The 15,504-nt window shown below is 71.1% G+C and carries 16 protein-coding genes; 12 read left to right on the top strand and 4 right to left on the bottom strand.

The window, feature by feature from the left end; translation table 11 throughout:
• Nucleotides 1-15 precede the first annotated feature (15 nt).
• From LXN57_RS48640 to LXN57_RS28790, 5 genes are read left to right on the top strand one after another with little or no spacing between them, the layout of a single operon-like run.
• Nucleotides 16-996 (top strand): hypothetical protein, encoded by a 981-nt coding sequence (locus LXN57_RS48640; RefSeq protein WP_438872923.1) that lies wholly within the window; start codon nucleotides 16-18, stop codon nucleotides 994-996.
• Between the two features lie 24 nt (nucleotides 997-1,020).
• Nucleotides 1,021-1,968, top strand: a complete 948-nt coding sequence (locus LXN57_RS28805) for an ROK family glucokinase (protein ID WP_251801343.1) — start codon at nucleotides 1,021-1,023, stop codon at nucleotides 1,966-1,968.
• Nucleotides 1,968-2,645: an endonuclease/exonuclease/phosphatase family protein gene (locus tag LXN57_RS28800; protein WP_251801342.1), complete on the top strand. Its 678-nt coding sequence runs from the start codon at nucleotides 1,968-1,970 to the stop codon at nucleotides 2,643-2,645. Before LXN57_RS28805 ends, LXN57_RS28800 begins: the two co-directional genes overlap by 1 nt.
• Before the next feature lie 25 nt (nucleotides 2,646-2,670).
• Nucleotides 2,671-4,014, top strand: a complete 1,344-nt coding sequence (locus tag LXN57_RS28795; protein WP_251801341.1) for a flavin-containing monooxygenase — start codon at nucleotides 2,671-2,673, stop codon at nucleotides 4,012-4,014.
• A complete protein-coding gene (locus tag LXN57_RS28790; protein WP_251801340.1) occupies nucleotides 4,011-4,796 on the top strand; it encodes an alpha/beta hydrolase in 786 nt (261 codons plus the stop codon). Before LXN57_RS28795 ends, LXN57_RS28790 begins: the two co-directional genes overlap by 4 nt.
• Here LXN57_RS28790 and LXN57_RS28785 read toward each other — a convergent pair.
• Both LXN57_RS28785 and LXN57_RS28780 read right to left on the bottom strand, forming a co-directional pair.
• Nucleotides 4,773-6,218: an alpha,alpha-trehalose-phosphate synthase (UDP-forming) gene (locus LXN57_RS28785; protein ID WP_251801339.1), complete on the bottom strand. Its 1,446-nt coding sequence runs from the start codon at nucleotides 6,216-6,218 to the stop codon at nucleotides 4,773-4,775. The genes LXN57_RS28790 and LXN57_RS28785 overlap by 24 nt on opposite strands.
• Before the next feature lie 80 nt (nucleotides 6,219-6,298).
• The gene (locus LXN57_RS28780) at nucleotides 6,299-7,141 is read right to left on the bottom strand and encodes a DUF308 domain-containing protein (protein ID WP_251801338.1); all 843 of its coding nucleotides are present in this window, start codon (nucleotides 7,139-7,141) and stop codon (nucleotides 6,299-6,301) included.
• Nucleotides 7,142-7,270: 129 nt separating this feature from the next.
• On the opposite strand from LXN57_RS28780, the gene LXN57_RS28775 reads away from it, so the two are divergent.
• Entirely contained in the window at nucleotides 7,271-8,011 is a 741-nt protein-coding gene (locus LXN57_RS28775) for a lysophospholipid acyltransferase family protein (protein WP_251801337.1), read from the top strand.
• An 83-nt stretch (nucleotides 8,012-8,094) separates the two neighbouring features.
• On the opposite strand, the gene LXN57_RS28770 is transcribed toward LXN57_RS28775, so the two are convergent.
• Nucleotides 8,095-8,775 carry a Crp/Fnr family transcriptional regulator gene (locus tag LXN57_RS28770; RefSeq protein ID WP_255643986.1) on the bottom strand — a complete coding sequence of 227 codons (681 nt, stop codon included), beginning with the start codon at nucleotides 8,773-8,775 and terminating at the stop codon, nucleotides 8,095-8,097.
• A 259-nt stretch (nucleotides 8,776-9,034) separates the two neighbouring features.
• On the opposite strand from LXN57_RS28770, the gene LXN57_RS28765 reads away from it, so the two are divergent.
• From LXN57_RS28765 to proC, 5 genes are all read left to right on the top strand, one after another.
• A complete protein-coding gene (locus LXN57_RS28765) occupies nucleotides 9,035-9,880 on the top strand; it encodes a phosphotransferase enzyme family protein (RefSeq protein WP_251801336.1) in 846 nt (281 codons plus the stop codon).
• 51 nt (nucleotides 9,881-9,931) lie between these two features.
• Nucleotides 9,932-10,423 (top strand): polyadenylate-specific 3'-exoribonuclease AS, encoded by a 492-nt coding sequence (locus tag LXN57_RS28760; protein ID WP_251801335.1) that lies wholly within the window; start codon nucleotides 9,932-9,934, stop codon nucleotides 10,421-10,423.
• A gap of 84 nt (nucleotides 10,424-10,507) precedes the next feature.
• Nucleotides 10,508-11,005, top strand: coding sequence for a pyridoxamine 5'-phosphate oxidase family protein (locus LXN57_RS28755; protein ID WP_251801334.1), 498 nt, complete (start codon nucleotides 10,508-10,510; stop codon nucleotides 11,003-11,005).
• 167 nt (nucleotides 11,006-11,172) lie between these two features.
• On the top strand, nucleotides 11,173-12,201 hold the full coding sequence (locus LXN57_RS28750) for a 6-phosphofructokinase (protein WP_251801333.1): 1,029 nt from the start codon (nucleotides 11,173-11,175) through the stop codon (nucleotides 12,199-12,201).
• Between the two features lie 62 nt (nucleotides 12,202-12,263).
• Nucleotides 12,264-13,079 carry a pyrroline-5-carboxylate reductase gene (gene proC / locus LXN57_RS28745; RefSeq protein ID WP_251801332.1) on the top strand — a complete coding sequence of 272 codons (816 nt, stop codon included), beginning with the start codon at nucleotides 12,264-12,266 and terminating at the stop codon, nucleotides 13,077-13,079.
• 15 nt (nucleotides 13,080-13,094) lie between these two features.
• On the opposite strand, the gene LXN57_RS28740 is transcribed toward proC, so the two are convergent.
• Nucleotides 13,095-13,772, bottom strand: a complete 678-nt coding sequence (locus LXN57_RS28740) for a DUF429 domain-containing protein (RefSeq protein WP_251801331.1) — start codon at nucleotides 13,770-13,772, stop codon at nucleotides 13,095-13,097.
• A 218-nt stretch (nucleotides 13,773-13,990) separates the two neighbouring features.
• Between LXN57_RS28740 and LXN57_RS28735 the strand changes: the two genes are divergently transcribed.
• Entirely contained in the window at nucleotides 13,991-15,457 is a 1,467-nt protein-coding gene (locus LXN57_RS28735; protein WP_251801330.1) for a glycosyl hydrolase family 18 protein, read from the top strand.
• Nucleotides 15,458-15,504 lie beyond the last annotated feature (47 nt).

The following is a 15,504-nucleotide window of genomic DNA, read 5'->3' as shown; positions in this document are numbered from 1 at the left end:
GGCGGGGAGGATTCGATGGCCGGATCAGCGCGTGAAGAGGCCGAGCGGCTCGTCGCATCGGTGCTGGCGCGGGCCGTGACGGGTCAAGTGTTCGGGGAGCGGTGGGCCACCGGCGAGCCGGAGTGCTGCGTGTGCCCGGTGTGCAAGGCCATCGCGGCCGTGCGCGATCCGAAACCCGAGACGGCGGCGCGGCTGGCCGGCAGCGCGGGCGACCTCGCGGGGTCGGTCGCAGGCCTGCTGCGCTCCGTCTCGGCCGTCGTGGGCGAGCGGCCCCGGCCGGCGACGCCGCCACCGCCTCCGCCGGCGCCCAACGCCGACCAGGCGTGGTCCGTGGCCACCCGCGCGGCCCGACCGGGCGTCGACCCCGGCGGAACAGGCAGCGGCGGCCGGGGCGAATCCGGTGACGTCGACGACGGCGAGCTCGACCAGACGGGTGGGGCCGGCCTCAACAACGCCGACGGCGCGTGGGCGGCGGCCACCAATGGCGGCGGGGCCGGGGTCCGGAGCGACGACCCGTGGGGGGCCGCGACCACGGCCAGCGCCGCGAGCGTGGCTGCCGACTATGCGGCCGAGCTGGCCGAGCGGCGGGCGGCGGCGCTGCGGGCGGCCGCGGAGGCCGAGCGCCGGGTGGCCGAGGCCGCAGCCCAGGCCAAGGCTCGACGCGAGGCGGCCGCCGCGGCCCACGAGACGGGCGACACGTCCTGGCCGGTGGCGCCGGGCGCCCGCGGCGCACGAAGGTTGGATGTGTGGGCGGCGGCGACCGCCGATGCGGGTGTTGACGCCGTGGCTTCGGCCGGGACGATGGATCATGATGTGGCGGGCGACGAGCCGGCCGGTGAGAGCGGCGCCACGCGCACCAGCGTGGGCGACGCGGCTGCCGGCGACACGGGTGGCGCGACGCCGGGTGGAGACAGTGGTGAGGCGGCGGCCGGGGACACGGGCGCCGAGGGTGCCGGCGGGGCGGGCGACGAAGCCCGTGGCGACGGCGCGGCATAGCGAGCTTATGAGGGGACGGGCAGCGTGACGCTGACCATCGGAGTCGACGTCGGCGGCACCAAGGTGGCCGGTGGGGTGGTGGACGAGCACGGCACGGTGCTGGCTTCGAACCGCCGCGACACCCCTGCCGAGGACCCGGCCGGCACCCGCGACACGATCGTCGAGGTGGCGGCCGAGCTGGCGCGGGACTTCCCGCAGGCCACCGCGATCGGCATCGGCGCGGCGGCCTGGATCGACGCGGCCGGCTCCACCGTGTTGTTCGCCCCCAACCTGGCCTGGCGGGACGAGCCGCTGCGCGACTACGTGGCCAAGGCCGTCGGCCTGCCCACGGTGCTCGAGAACGACGCCAACGTCGCGGCCTGGGCCGAGTTCCGGTTCGGGGTCGCCCGGCACGCCGACTCCATGGTGATGATCACCGTCGGCACCGGCATCGGCGGTGGCATCGTGCTCGACGGCAAGCTGTGGCGCGGCGCCAACGGCATCGCGGCCGAACTCGGCCACATCCAGTCGGTCCCCGACGGCCACCCCTGCGGGTGTGGCCGGCTCGGCTGCCTCGAGCAGTACGCGAGCGGCAACGCCCTGGTCCGCTTCGCCCGGGCGGGCGCGCGGCAGGAACCGGAACGCGCCGCCAAGCTGCTGGAACTGGCCGGCGGCGACCCGCTGGCGATCACCGGCCGGCAGATCACCGAGGCCGCCCACGCCGGCGACGGTGTCGCCCGCGACGCCTTCGCCCAGATCGGCTACTGGCTCGGCGTCGCGATGGCCGACCTGGCGCAGAGCTTCGACCCCGAGATCCTGGTGGTCGGCGGCGGCGTGGTCGACGCCGGCGACCTGCTCATGGTCCCGACCCAGACCACCTATCGCGACCAGCTCAAGCAGCGCGGACGGTTCCCGGTGGCCGACCTCCGGGCGGCCGAGACGGGCAACACGGCCGGCGTGGTGGGGGCGGCCGACCTGGCGCGACGCGGTTGATGTCCGGCGCGCGCCTGCGGGTGGTCAGCTACAACGTCCACGGGTTGAAGGACGACCGGGCCGCCCTGACCGGGGTGATCCGGGAGCTGGCGCCCGACGTGCTGGTCGTGCAGGAGGCGCCGCGCCGGTTCCGCTGGCGGCACAAGTGCGCCGCCCTCGCCGACGACGTGGGCATGGTGGTGGCCGCCGGCGGGCTTCCCTCGCTGGGCAACCTGCTGCTGGTGAGCCTGCGGGTGGCCGTGCACGAGACCTGGTGCATGCGCTACCCGCTCACCCCCGGCCGGCACCTGCGCGGGGCCGCGTTCGCCCGGGGCTCGGTACGCGGCGGCCAGTTCACCGTCTCGGGCTCGCACCTGGCCACCGATCCGGCTGAGCGGCCGGTCCAGGCGGCGCTCTGGAAGCAGGAGCTGAGCCGGGCCGAGGGGCCGGTCATCGCCGCCGCCGACCTCAACGAGGGGCCCGGCGGCGGGGCGTGGCGCACGGTCGAGGACGGGTTCGTCTCGTTCCCGGAGGCGCCGCCGACCTTCCCGGCCACGCTGCCCAACCGCCGCATCGACGGGATCTTCCTGACCCCCGACATCACGATCGAGAAGTACGAAGTCGTCGAGTCCGAGCAGGCCCGCCGCGCGAGTGATCATCTTCCCGTCGTCGCCGACGTCCAGCTCCCTTCCACCTGAGCGGCCGGTCTGACAATATCGCCGGGTGCCCGACACTCCCGACATAGCCGATCGTCGAGACGCCGTGTGCGTCATCGGGGCCGGCGCCAGCGGTCTCGCCGCAATCAAGAACCTGCGTGAGGCCGGTTTCGAGGTCGACTGCTACGAGCGGGAGACGTCGGTCGGCGGCGCGTGGAACTGGCGCCACGACCGCAGCCCGGTCTACGCCGGCACCCATGTGATCACCTCGCGGCCGCTGACCGAGTTCCCCGACTTCCCGATGCCGGACACCTGGCCGGACTACCCCGACCATCGGAAGGTGCTGTCCTACCTGGAGCGTTATTCGGCGCATTTCGGGCTGGAGACGAGTGTCTGGTTCGGCACCGAGGTGGTGTCGGTCGCGCCGGCCGGTGACGGCCGCTGGGACGTCACGACGCAGAGCACCGGCGGCGGCTCGTCGCGGGTGCAGCGGTACGCCGGGGTGGTCGTGGCCAACGGGCACAACTGGTCCCCGGCCCGGCCCGAGATCCCCGGTGACTTCCGCGGCCAGGTGATCCACTCGGCCCAGTACAAGGACCCGGCCCAGCTGCGTGGCCGCAAGGTTCTCGTGATCGGCGGCGGCAACACCGGCTGCGACATCGCGGTCGAGGCCGCCCAGCAGGCGGGCACGGTGTGGCATTCGACGCGGCGCGGCTACTGGTACGCGCCGAAATACCTCATCGGCCGCCCGGCCGACCAGGTCAACGACCGGATGCTGAAGCTGCGCCTCCCGCTGCGCCTGCGGCAGTGGCTCTATCGCCGGGCCGTCGCGCTGACCACCGGCGACCTGACCCGCTACGGCCTGCCGGCGCCGGACCACCAGCCGTACGAGAGCCACCCGATCGTCAACAGCCAGCTCCCGTACTACCTGGGCCACGGCCGAATCACGCCGGTGCCCGACGTGACCGCCTTCGACGGCGGCTCGGCCGTGTTGGCCGACGGCCGCCGCGTGGAGCCCGACCTGGTGATCACCGCGACCGGCTATCGTCCGCGCTTCGAGTTCCTCGCGCCCGAACTGCTCGACACCGCCGAGGACGGGCGCCCCGACCTGCATCTGCACGCGTTCGCCCGCAAGCACCCGACACTGGCCGTGGTCGGGCTGGTGCAGGCCGACTTCGGGCTGTTCCCGTTGGCCCACTGGCAGAGCGTGGCGGTGGCGCGGTGGCTGCGGCTGCGCGTGACCGATCCGCAGCGCGCGGCCGCCGTGCAGCAGAAGGAGTCGGTCCGTCCGGTCGCGAGCTGGTCGCGGCGCCGGGTGGTGCCCACCGCCCGCCACTGGTTCGAGGTCGACCACACCGACTACCTGCGGGCCGTCGAGGGCCTGCTGCGCGAGATGGAGCCGGTTTCGTGAGGTCGGGGTTGCTGCGCTTCGAGGACTGGACCGACCCGGTGCCGCCGGTCGAGCGTGAGGTCGTCTCGCTCACCGCGGACGCCCGGGCCGACCTGCCGCCGATGCTGTTCGTGCCCGGGCTCGGCCACGGCGCGTGGGCGTTCGCCGAGCACTGGTTGCCGCAGGCCGCGTCGCGGGGCTACGCGGCCCATGCGGTCACCCCGCGGCCGGGCGGTGACCTGCGGGCCCAGGTGCACGACGTGGTGCAGGTGGCGGCGTCCCTGCCGCGGCAGGCCGTGCTGGTCGGCCAGGGCGCCGGTGCGCTCGTGGTCGCGTACGCGATGGGCCGTTATCCGGTCCGGGCGGCGGTGCTCGCCGCGCCGGTGATGGACGGCTGGCCGACGCTGGGGGCGGCGTTGCGGACCAATCCGTTCGGCACGCTGCCGGCGCTGTTCGGCGGCCGCCTGAGGTTGAGCCGCAAACAGCTCTTCGGCCCCGAGATGCCCGCCGAGGACGCCCAGCGGCACCTCGACCGCATCGTCGCGCGGCCCCGGCGCGAACTGGTCACGCACGACCCCGCACCGCGCCCGGTCGGCGATCCGCCGGTGCTGGTGATAGGCAGCCCGGACGACCGCGTCGTGCCGCGGACGTCGCTCGACCGCACCGCCACCCGCTACGGCGGCGCGCCGCTGCTCTTCCCCGGCATGGGCCACGACCTGATGCTCGACGTCGCGCGGGCCGAGCCGATCGAGGCGATCCTCGACTGGCTCGACAAGACCCTAGGAGACCAGGGGACGAGCTAGGTCGAGCTCGGTGAGGTACGCGCGGGCCCAGGCGTGGATGTCGTTGGCGGTGATGTAGGCGCGCATCGCCTTCATGCGGGCGGCCAGGTCGGCCGGGTCCGCCGCCAGGGCGTGCAGCAGCGTCTCTTTCAGGCCGTCGACGTCGTGCGGGTTGACCAGGAAGGCGTCCTCCAACTCGGCCGCGGCGCCGGCGAATTCGCTGAGCACCAGCGCGCCGGTGTCGTTGCGCCGGGCCGCCACGAACTCCTTGGCGACCAGGTTCATGCCGTCGCGCAGCGGGGTCACCACCATGACGTCGGCCGTCTGGTAGAGAGCGGCCAGGTCGGCCCGGTCGAACGGCTGGTTGAGGTAGTGGATGGCCGGTTCGCCGACCCGCCCGTACTCGCCGTTGATGCGGCCCACCTCGCGCTCGATGCGGTCGCGCAGGCCGCGGTAGTTCTCGACACGCTCGCGGCTGGGCACGGCCACCTGCACCATCACCACGTCGCGCACCTTGACCAGGCCGTCGCGCAGCAGCTCCGAGTACGCCGTGAGCCGGTGCTCGATGCCCTTGGTGTAGTCGAGGCGGTCGACGCTGAGCAGCACCCGCTTGTGCGAGCCGAGGTCGCGCTGCAGGCGGCGGGCCTGATTCACCACGTACGGCCGGGCGTTGAGCGACCGCATCTCGGCCACGTCGATCGAGACGGGAAACGCGCCTGTGCGCACGATACGTTGGCCTTCAGTCCGGTTATGGGTGGCGGGCGGGGCGGTTGGACTGGCATCCATCGTGATCGCGTCGTCGGCGCCGTGGGCGCCGAGCAGCTTCGCGGCCAGCTGGGCGACGTTGTGGGCCGCCTGGGGCCGCTGGAATCCGACCAGGTCGGCCCCGAGCATGCCGCGCAGCAGCTCGAGCCGGCGGGGGAGCTGCATGAACAGCTCGGGCGGCGGGAACGGCACGTGCAGGAAGAACCCGATCACCACGTCGGGCCGCATCTCGCGCAGGAGCTGCGGCACGAGCTGAAGGTGGTAATCCTGCACCCAGACCGTGGCGCCCGGCTCGGCCACCTCGGCCGCGGCCTCGGCGAAGCGCCGGTTGACCGAGCGGTACGTCTCCCACCAGCCCCGGTCGAAGACGGGCTGCTCGACCGCGTCGTGATACAGCGGCCACAGTGTCGAGTTGGCGAAACCCTCGTAGTAGCCGCGCAGTTCGTCCTCGCTGATCGACATCGGACGCAGCCGCAGCGTGCCGATGTCGGGCAGGCGGGGGGCTTCGCCGATGGCGCCGCTCCAGCCGACCCAGGTGGCCGGGGTCTGTTCGAGGATCGCGTGCAGCGCGCCGGCCAGACCGCCGGGACTTCGGCGCCATTCGCACGCGCCGTCCGGCGCAACGTTGTCATCGAGCGGGAGACGGTTGGCCACGACGACCAGCGAGCTCTGACGCATCACCGAAGGTTATCGGATGGCTACTCGCAATGAGAGCGACGGCCATCGATTAAACATGGTTTTAATTTTCGGCCAATGTGTCAGACGACCGCGCCATCGTCGTAGTCGTCCTCGTCGTCGCCCGACCGCAGCCGCCAGACCAGCATGACCGCGCCCGAGACGATCGCCGCGAAGCCGAGCAGCGTCACGTAGTCGCGGTCGATCGGCAGCATCGTCGGGAACAGGAAGAGCAGGAAGCCGACCACCACGGAGAGGACGCCGATGATCGCGTACTTGGAGAAACGCGGAAGCGGCGGCGGGGGCGGCGGGACGTAGCGCTCGTCCTCGCCCTCGTCGTCCTCGTCGTCGGGCAGTCCGGCCCCGAACGTGTCGAGGCCGTCGAGCAGCGACGGATCCTGCTCGCCGGGGGCGGGGCGGTCGGTGCGGCGGCGGTTGAGCGAGACGCCGGAGAAGTCGGACGCGTTCGACAGGCCGCCGGCACGGGGCGGCTCCTTGGGCGCTTCGATGGCCTCGGAGGCCGGCCACGGCGCGGCGGTGGGGTCGACCGAGTTGTGGAAACCGGCAACAATCTTGGCCCATTCGGCCTCGATGTCGGGCTCGGTGGCCGGGGCGGCCGTCGGGTCGGCCGGGGGAGCGGGCGGCGTGGGCGGTTCACCGTCGGTCGCCCTGTGCAGATGCTCGCGCGCGACCTCGAGATGGGCCCGGTCTACATAAAGGCGGTCGATCGGCCGCGCGGGCAGAGTGGTGGCGCGCAAGATGGGATTGAGATCGGCCGTGGGCTGCAGATACGCGGCGATGCCGCCCGCTGCCAGCACATCGAGGAGGTGCTCGCCGACGCGTGGATCCACGTCACCCGCGACCGCGTAATCGGCCGCGTCGAGCCCGTTGTCCCGCCGCCCGCGGCGGGCACCACCCGCTGTCACCCCTGCACACTCCCTCGCCGACCGTGCCTTGAATGGTGACACGACATGGACAGGTTGCGGGAGTGCGTTGTGGCGCGCCGCCCCGCTTCGTACGCTTCCAAGACGCCCGGCCGTCCAGGAAAGGACACCGTGTTCTACTGGTTGCTCAAGTATGTGGTTCTCGGACCGGTGCTGAAGCTCCTCTTCCGCCCCGATGTTCGCGGCCTGCCCCACCTGCCCCGTAGCGGGCCGGTGATTCTGGCCTGCAACCACCTTTCCTTCTCCGACTCGATCTTCACACCCCTGGTCGTCGGCCGCAGGGTGACGTTCGTCGCCAAAGCGGAGTACTTCACCGGTAAAGGCATCAAAGGCTGGCTCATGCGCCAGTTCTTCAGCGGAACCGGGACGATTCCCGTTGACCGTTCGGGTGGCCGGGCGGCCCAGGCCGCTCTGAACACGCTGTTGCGGGTGCTGCGCGAGGGCGGTGTCGCGGGCATCTACCCCGAGGGCACCCGCTCGCCCGACGGGCGCCTCTACCGCGGCAAGACCGGCGTGGCCCGCCTGGTGCTCGAGAGCGGCGCGCTGGTGGTGCCGGTGGCGCTGCTCAACACCGACGAGATCCAGCCCACCGGCACGCTGATCCCCAAGGTCAAGCGGGTCCGGATGAGGTTCGGCGAGCCGCTCGACTTCTCGCGCTACGCCCAGGCCAAGGGCGACCGCTTCGTCGAGCGCGCGATCACCGACGAGATCATGTTCGAGCTCATGGCCATGTCCGGCCGCGAGTACGTCGATGTGTACGCCTCAAAGCTGAAGACGTCTGTCGAGTCTCCCGGCAGCCGCGACCAAAGTCGCACTCCGCCCGTCGTTGTCGAGGGCGCCGAAAAAGGCTAGGCGAAGGCCGAGGCCTTTTCGGTGGCCTTGACAACGACCTCTCGGGGCGCAGTGCCCGGCCGAGCGGAGCGAGGCCGTCAGGCTCAGCCCACACTCATCCCGGCGCGACGGCGGAGAGCCTGCAGGTCGGTGACGACGATGCGGCGGCCCTCGGTGCGCAGCCAGCCGCGGCTGGCGAACGAGCCGATGGCCTGATTCACGCTCTGCCGGGAGCCGCCCGCCATCTCGGCCAGCTGGCTCTGGTTGAGCTCGATGGTGATCATCGGAGCCTGGCTCTCGCCGGCCAGCCGTACGAGCGTCTTGGCCACCCGGCCCGGCAGGTCGAGGAAGACGTGGTCGGTGTTCTGTTCCGTCAGGCGGCGGATCAGGGCGCCGACCGAGCGCATCACGGCGTCGAGGATCCGTGGGTTGGCGTGCACCAGGTCGATGAAGGCCGACCGCGAGAGGCTCAGCGCCTGGCAGTCCTCGATCGCCTCGGCCGACGCGCTGCGGGCCGACGCGTCCAGAAGGGACACCTCACCCAGCACGTCCGGCGGGCGGACGACGGTGAGCACCGCGCGCTCGCCGGTCGGCGCGGTGCGGAAGATGGCAACCGCGCCGCGCTTGAGAATGATCAAGGATTCGCCGGGGTCGTGCTCGACAAAGATGATCTGGCCCTTGCGGTACGTGCGTGGGACCGCGGTGGCGATCACCCGCTGGCGGACCTCAGGCTCGAGACCGGCAAACATCTCAACCCCGGTCAGCGCGTCGCCATTGTCCGGCATGCGATGGTCCACGGCGTCATCCCTCCCCCGGTGGGAGCCGTAGCGACGAGTGGCCGCGCCGGCCCCACGACGCGAACGATCACTCTTAGCACACAGCAACCCGCCAGCGCCATTTCTGCGCACCTGCACCGCGAGCGCCTCATAGGATCATTCCGCTCCTGTTGCTATCTGTAAACCTCTGGATGCCAAGAGTGATCGCCCGCCCGAGGTCACCCCCGTTGTCCGTCAGATTTACGTCATCTGCCCTGACAATCCCGCGGTGCCGGATGCCGAACTGCTTCGAACGACGCTGCGGGACGAGTGGCATCTCGTCCCGAGCGACATCACTGCCCTCGACGACGTGCTGCTGTCACACGGATGGGAGGTGACCGTCGCGGGTGACCAGTACGTCGTCCGGCTGAGTGAACCCGGCGCCCGTCTCCCGGTGGAGGCCGGCCTGGTCGCCGCCGAACATCTGCGGGGCCGGGACATCCCGGCCGGTGAACCGGTGCGCACTCTGGCCGGCGGGCTCACCGCCCAGACCGAGGCCGGCGCGTTCGCCGTGCTGCGCCGGGTGCCCGGCCGCCGGCTCGACGGCGCCGACCCGGTCGACCAGCAGTGGTGGGGCGACCGGCTCGGCGCCGTGCACCGCGCGTTGCAGGGCTTCCATCACCCCGGCTTGCGCGCCTGGCAGCCGATCGACCCCGACGCCGGTCACCTCGACGCCGAGCCGTGGCTGCGTGCGGCCGTCACCGACGCGTCCGCCGCCGCCAAGCGCCTCACGGTCACCGACCGGCTGACGTACGGGGTGCTGCACGGCGACCCGGCGCCCGGCGGCTTCGTCGTCGACCCGGGCACGGGCCGGGCCGGGCTGCTCGACTGCGGGGCGAGCGGGGTCGGGCCGCTGGTCTACGACGTGGCCGCGGCGGTGGTCTACGCCGGCGGGCCCGCGCACTCGAGCGAGTTGATCGACGGTTACCTCGCGGCCGGGCCGGTGGAGGCCGACGAACTACACGCCGTGCTCCCGGTGCTGCTGCGACTGCGCTGGGCTGTGCAGGCCGAACGGGCGGCCCGCTACGGATGCGTGGAGGCGCTGCGACGGGCCCGGACGGCCCTGGAACAATAGGAGAAGATGATCAGTCTTCAGTCGGGTCAGGGGCGGTGGAGGGGAGGTCGGATGGGGCCGTACAGATATTTTTACGACTGCGAGTTCATCGAGGACGGGCGCCTGGTCGACCTGGTCTCGATCGGCGTGGTCGACGAGTTCGGCCGCGAGTTCTACGCGGTCAGCACCGAGTTCGACGACAGCCGCGCGATCCCCTGGGTGCGCCGCAACGTGCTCGACAAGCTGCCGTCGCCCTCCGACAAGGCGTGGCGCTCGCGCGAGCGGATCCGCGACGACCTGTACGCGTTCCTGAAGGAGCCGGTGGCCGGGCGCGACGAGCAGATCGAGCTGTGGGCCTGGTTCGCCGCGTACGACCACGTGGCGCTGGCCCAGCTGTGGGGCGCGATGCCGGCCCTGCCCCGCGACATCCCGCGCTTCACCAAGGATCTGCGCCAGCTCTGGGACGACCGCGGCCGCCCGGCGCTGCCCACCATGTCGGGCCGGCACGACGCGCTGGTCGACGCCCGCCACAACCTGGCCCGCTGGCGCGCCATGGGCGGGTGAGAGCTGAGCCTGCCCGCGGCGGAACCCCGGACGAACCCCGACGCCGCACCGTTTGACCGGTCGATTCACGGGCAGTGGACTGGCATGACCGACAACGAGCAGGAACGCCGCGACAAGGTCAAGGAGATGGTCGAGGATGCCCGCATCGGCATGCTGACCACCATGACGACGGACGGAAAGCACGTGAGCCGGCCGATGGCCCTGCAGGACGTCGAGTTCGACGGCGACCTGTGGTTCTTCACGTACTCCGACTCCGACCTGGTCGAGCAGATCGCCGTGCACCCCGAGGTGAACGTGTCGTTCAGCGACCGGAAGCAGAACAACTGGATCTCCATCGCCGGCCGCGCCGTGCGCACGGACGATCCGGCCAAGGCCAAGGAGCTGTGGAACCCGTTCCTCAAGGCGTGGTTCCCGGAGGGCCTCGAGACGCCCAACCTGACCCTGGTCAAGGTGCACGCCGACACGGCCGAGTACTGGGAGGCCGCGCACAGCTCGAAGGTGATCACGCTGCTGGGTGCGGCCAAAGCGGCCGTTACCGGAAAGACGCCCGACGTGGGCGAGAACGAAACTGTGCGGCTTTAGCGGGGCGGCTGCATCCAGGCGGCGGGCGGCGACTAAAGTTCGGGTCGCAAGCCCGCCCCAAGGCCCGGCAACGGGAAATTTCGGCAGCGCTGCCGACTCACTTCTCCCTGGGGCTCGACGGGCTCGAACAGCTTCTCGCAAACCCCGTTACAGGGAGGACGAGCAACATGCGTATCGGCGTGCTCACCGGCGGCGGCGACTGCCCCGGTCTCAACGCGGTGATCCGGGCGGTGGTCCGCAAGGGCGTCGCCGCGTACGGTCACGAGTTCGTCGGCTTCCGCGACGGCTGGAAGGGCCCGCTCGAGGGTCTGACGAAGCCGCTCGGCATCGCCGAGGTCCGCGGCATCCTGCCCCGGGGTGGAACCATCCTGGGCTCCTCGCGAACCAACCCGTTCAAGATCGAGGGTGGCGTCGAGAAGATCAAGGCCAACCTGGCCGAGCAGGGCGTGGACGCGCTCGTGGCGATCGGCGGCGAGGACACCCTCGGCGTCGCCACCAAGCTGAACGACCTGGGCGTCAACGTGGTCGGCGTGCCCAAGACGATCGACAACGACCTGAACGCCACCGACTACACCTTCGGCTTCGACACCGCGGTCAACATCGCGATGGAGGCGATCGACCGGCTGCACACCACGGCCGAGTCGCACCACCGCACGCTGGTCGTCGAGGTCATGGGCCGCCACGCGGGCTGGATCGCCCTGCACGCCGGCCTGGCCGGTGGCGCCAACGTGATCCTGCTGCCCGAGCGCCCGTTCGACGTCGAGCAGGTCGCGACGTACGTGACCAAGCGCTTCCAGGTCGAGTACGCGCCGATCGTCGTCGTCTCCGAGGGCGCCCAGCCGCTCGACGGCCAGATGTCGCTGCAGAGCAAGGAGCTCGACTCCTTCGGTCACGTCCGCCTGGGCGGCATCGGCCAGTGGCTGGCCGAGCAGCTGGAGGAGAAGACCGGCAAGGAGGCCCGCACGGTCGTCCTCGGTCACATCCAGCGCGGTGGCACGCCGACCGCGTTCGACCGGGTGCTCGCGACCCGCTTCGGCCTGCAGGCCATCGACGCTGTCCACGAGGGCGACTTCGGTAAGATGATGGCGCTGCGGGGCACCGACATCGTGCGCGTGCCGCTGATCGACGGCACCGGCGAGCTCAAGACCGTTCCGCTGTCGCGCTACGAAGAGGCCGAAGTCTTCTTCGGCAGCTGATCTTGTCATTGCAGTAAGGGGCGGCCGCCATGGTCGCCCCTTGCTTGTCGAAGGGGGCGGGCATGAGCGTCGCGGTGATGGGCACGGGCAAGCTGGGCGAACTGGTCCTCGCCGGACTGCTGCGCTCGGGACGGCCGGTCGACCAGGTGCTCGCCACCGCGCGGCGCCCCGAGCGGGCGGCCGAGCTGGCCGAGCGCTACGGCATCCGCCCGTTGTCCAACGAGGCCGCCGTGGCCCGGGCCGATGTGCTCGTCGTCGGCGTGAAGCCGCAGGACGCGGGCAAGCTGCTGGACGAGGTCGGCGGCAAGGTGACGGCGGACAAGCTGGTCGTGTCGCTCTGTGCCGGCCTGCCCACGAGCTTCTTCGCCGAGCGGCTGCCCGACGGCGTCCCCGTCGTCCGCGTCATGACAAACACGCCGGCCCTGGTCGACCAGGCGATGTCGGTGCTGTCGCCGGGCGCGCACGCCACCGAGGAGCACCTGGCGACCGCCGAAGAGATCTTCAAGCCGATCGGCCGCACCCTGCGCGTCCCGGAATACCAGCAGGACGCGGTCACCGCCCTCTCCGGCTCCGGCCCGGCGTACCTCTATCTCGTGGTCGAGTCGATGATCGAGGCCGGCGTGCTGCTCGGACTGCCGCGCACTGTCGCCCACGAGCTGGCCGTGCAGACCGCGGTCGGCTCGGCCGTCATGCTCCGCGACTCGGGGGAGCACCCGGCCAAGCTGCGCGAGTCGGTGACCTCCCCGGCCGGCACCACCGCCGCGGCTCTGCGCGAACTCGAGGTCGGCGGCGTGCGCGCGGCCTTTCTCGGCGCTCTCGAGGCGGCCCGCGACCGGGCCCGTCAGATCGCGAGCGACATGGCGGGCCCGGGCCGGTAGGACGCGACAGCCGTCTCAGTACCAGATAGCGATCTTGCTGCCGTTGTTCTCCTCCGGCGGGCTGGGGTGGCTCAGGGCCGCCCCGGTGGCCATGCGGTGGGCCGACCAGGCGACGGCGGCCGCGTCCAGGATGTCGTCCGGCGGCGCCTGGCCGGCCGGGCCGATCTGGTCGGGCAGCACGATGCCGTTGCGGGCCAGTAGCTCGCGGCGCCGGGCCTGACCGGTCCACGTCTTCTTCGCGTACTGCAGGGGCTCGCCCGCCATCGTGCGGAACGAGACCTCGGGGTGCGCCTCGAAGAGCAGGCCGGGATGCCGTTCCCAGATCGCGTTGGCCTCGAGCAGCTTGGGCCGCAACGCCCAGGACTGCCGGCTCAGCCCGGCGCCGGTCAGCTCGCGGCAGAGCCGGTTGGCCGTGGTGAACTCGGCCTCCTGCCAGACCGCGCGTGGGGGCACCCGGAAGACACTGCCGCGGCGCGGGCCCAGTTGGTCGGCGGCCAGGGTGTCGGCGGCGCGCCAGCGGTCGGGCAGCATGCCGAGTGGGATGTCCACGCCGATGACCGAGGCGCCCGAGCTGCCGGCGACGATCTCATAGAGCGTGGAGGCCAGGACAGCTCGGCCGAACGCGCCGTCGCGCAGCTCGACACCGACCCAGCCGAGGGCGTACGCATCGACTCCGATCACACGAATGCTCATCGGCGGCGTGTGGCCTCAGTGACTACAGCGTCGGAGATGGTCATGCTCGCAGACTACGCGCTGTGTCCGTAAGTGTGCACCCCGTAGCGGCGGTGGTCGCAAAGTCAAGCGTTGGGGCAATCCCGCCGGGACATCTTGACGAGTGTGAATTCCTATGACTACGGTCACTCCCAACGAACTTTTTGGAAAGTTTCCTAACTGTTCCATGAGGAGACCCAGTGCAGAAATCCCTCCGCCGCGCCACCTGGGCGTCGGCGATCGTGCTGGTGGCTGCCACCGCCGCGATCCCGGCGACCCAGGCTTCGGCTGCTGCGGCCTGTGCCCCCGCGTGGTCCTCGAGTGCTGTGTACGTCAAGGACAACGTCGCCTCCCAGAACGGCCACAACTACACCGCCAAGTGGTGGACTCAGAACGAGTCTCCGGCCACGAACAGCAGTCAGTGGGCCGTCTGGATCGACAACGGTGTCTGCGGCGGCACGACGCCCCCCACCACACCCCCCACCACCCCGCCGACGACACCCCCGACGACCCCGCCCACCACGCCGCCGACGACGACACCGCCCGGCACCAGTGGCAAGAACGTGGTCGGCTACTTCGCCGAGTGGGGCGTCTACGGCCGCCAGTACTTCGTGAAGAACCTGGTCACGTCGGGCTCCGCGGCCAAGCTGACCCACATCCTGTACGCCTTCGGCAACACCACCGGCGGCCAGTGCTCGATCGGTGACGCCTACGCCGACTACGACCAGGCCTACACCGCGGCCAACAGTGTGGACGGCGTGGCCGACACCTGGGACGCCGGCGCGCTGCGCGGCTCGTTCAACCAGCTGCGCAAGCTCAAGAAGCAGTACCCGAACCTGAAGGTGATCTGGTCGTTCGGCGGCTGGACCTGGTCCGGTGGCTTCACGCAGGCCGCGGCCAACCCGACCGCGTTCGCCAACTCCTGCTACAACCTGATCAAGGACCCGCGCTGGTCGGACGTCTTCGACGGCATCGACCTCGACTGGGAGTACCCGAACGCCTGTGGCCTGACCTGTGACGCCAGCGGTCCCGCGTCGTACAACAACGTGATCACCGCGGTGCGGAACAAGTTCGGCAACAACTTCCTGGTCACCTCGGCCATCTCGGCCGACGGCTCCAACGGCGGCAAGCTGGACGTGGCCGACTACGCGGCCGGCATCTCGAAGCTGAACCTGGTCTTCCCGATGACGTACGACTACTTCGGCGCCTTCGCCCCGCAGGGTCCGACCGCACCGCACTCGCCGCTCAACTCGTACGCCGGCATCCCGCAGCAGGGCTTCTGGTCCGACGCGGCGATCCAGAAGTTGAAGAGCAAGGGCGTTCCGGCCAGCAAGATGCTCCTCGGCATCGGCTTCTACGGCCGCGGCTGGACGGGCGTCAGCCAGGCCGCCCCGGGTGGTTCGGCGTCCGGCGCGGCGCCGGGCACTTACGAGGCCGGCATCGAGGACTACAAGGTGCTCAAGAACAGCTGCCCGGCCACGGGCACGGTCGGCGGCACCGCGTACGCCAAGTGCGGCAGCAACTGGTGGAGCTACGACACCCCGTCGACCATCGCCGGGAAGATGTCGTACGTGAAGCAGCAGGGCCTCGGCGGAGCCTTCTTCTGGGAGTTCTCCGGCGACACCAGCAACGGCGAACTGATCAGCGCCATCAAGAACAACCTGTAGCCCTTCCAACCACCCCGACCTCCGCCCCTGAAGCGGACTGAAGACCA

The organism is Paractinoplanes hotanensis (genome assembly GCF_023717965.1).
GTDB lineage: Bacteria > Actinomycetota > Actinomycetes > Mycobacteriales > Micromonosporaceae > Actinoplanes > Actinoplanes polyasparticus.
The sequence above is the reverse complement of the archived record's forward strand: the minus strand, read 5'-3'. Positions and strand labels throughout refer to the sequence as shown.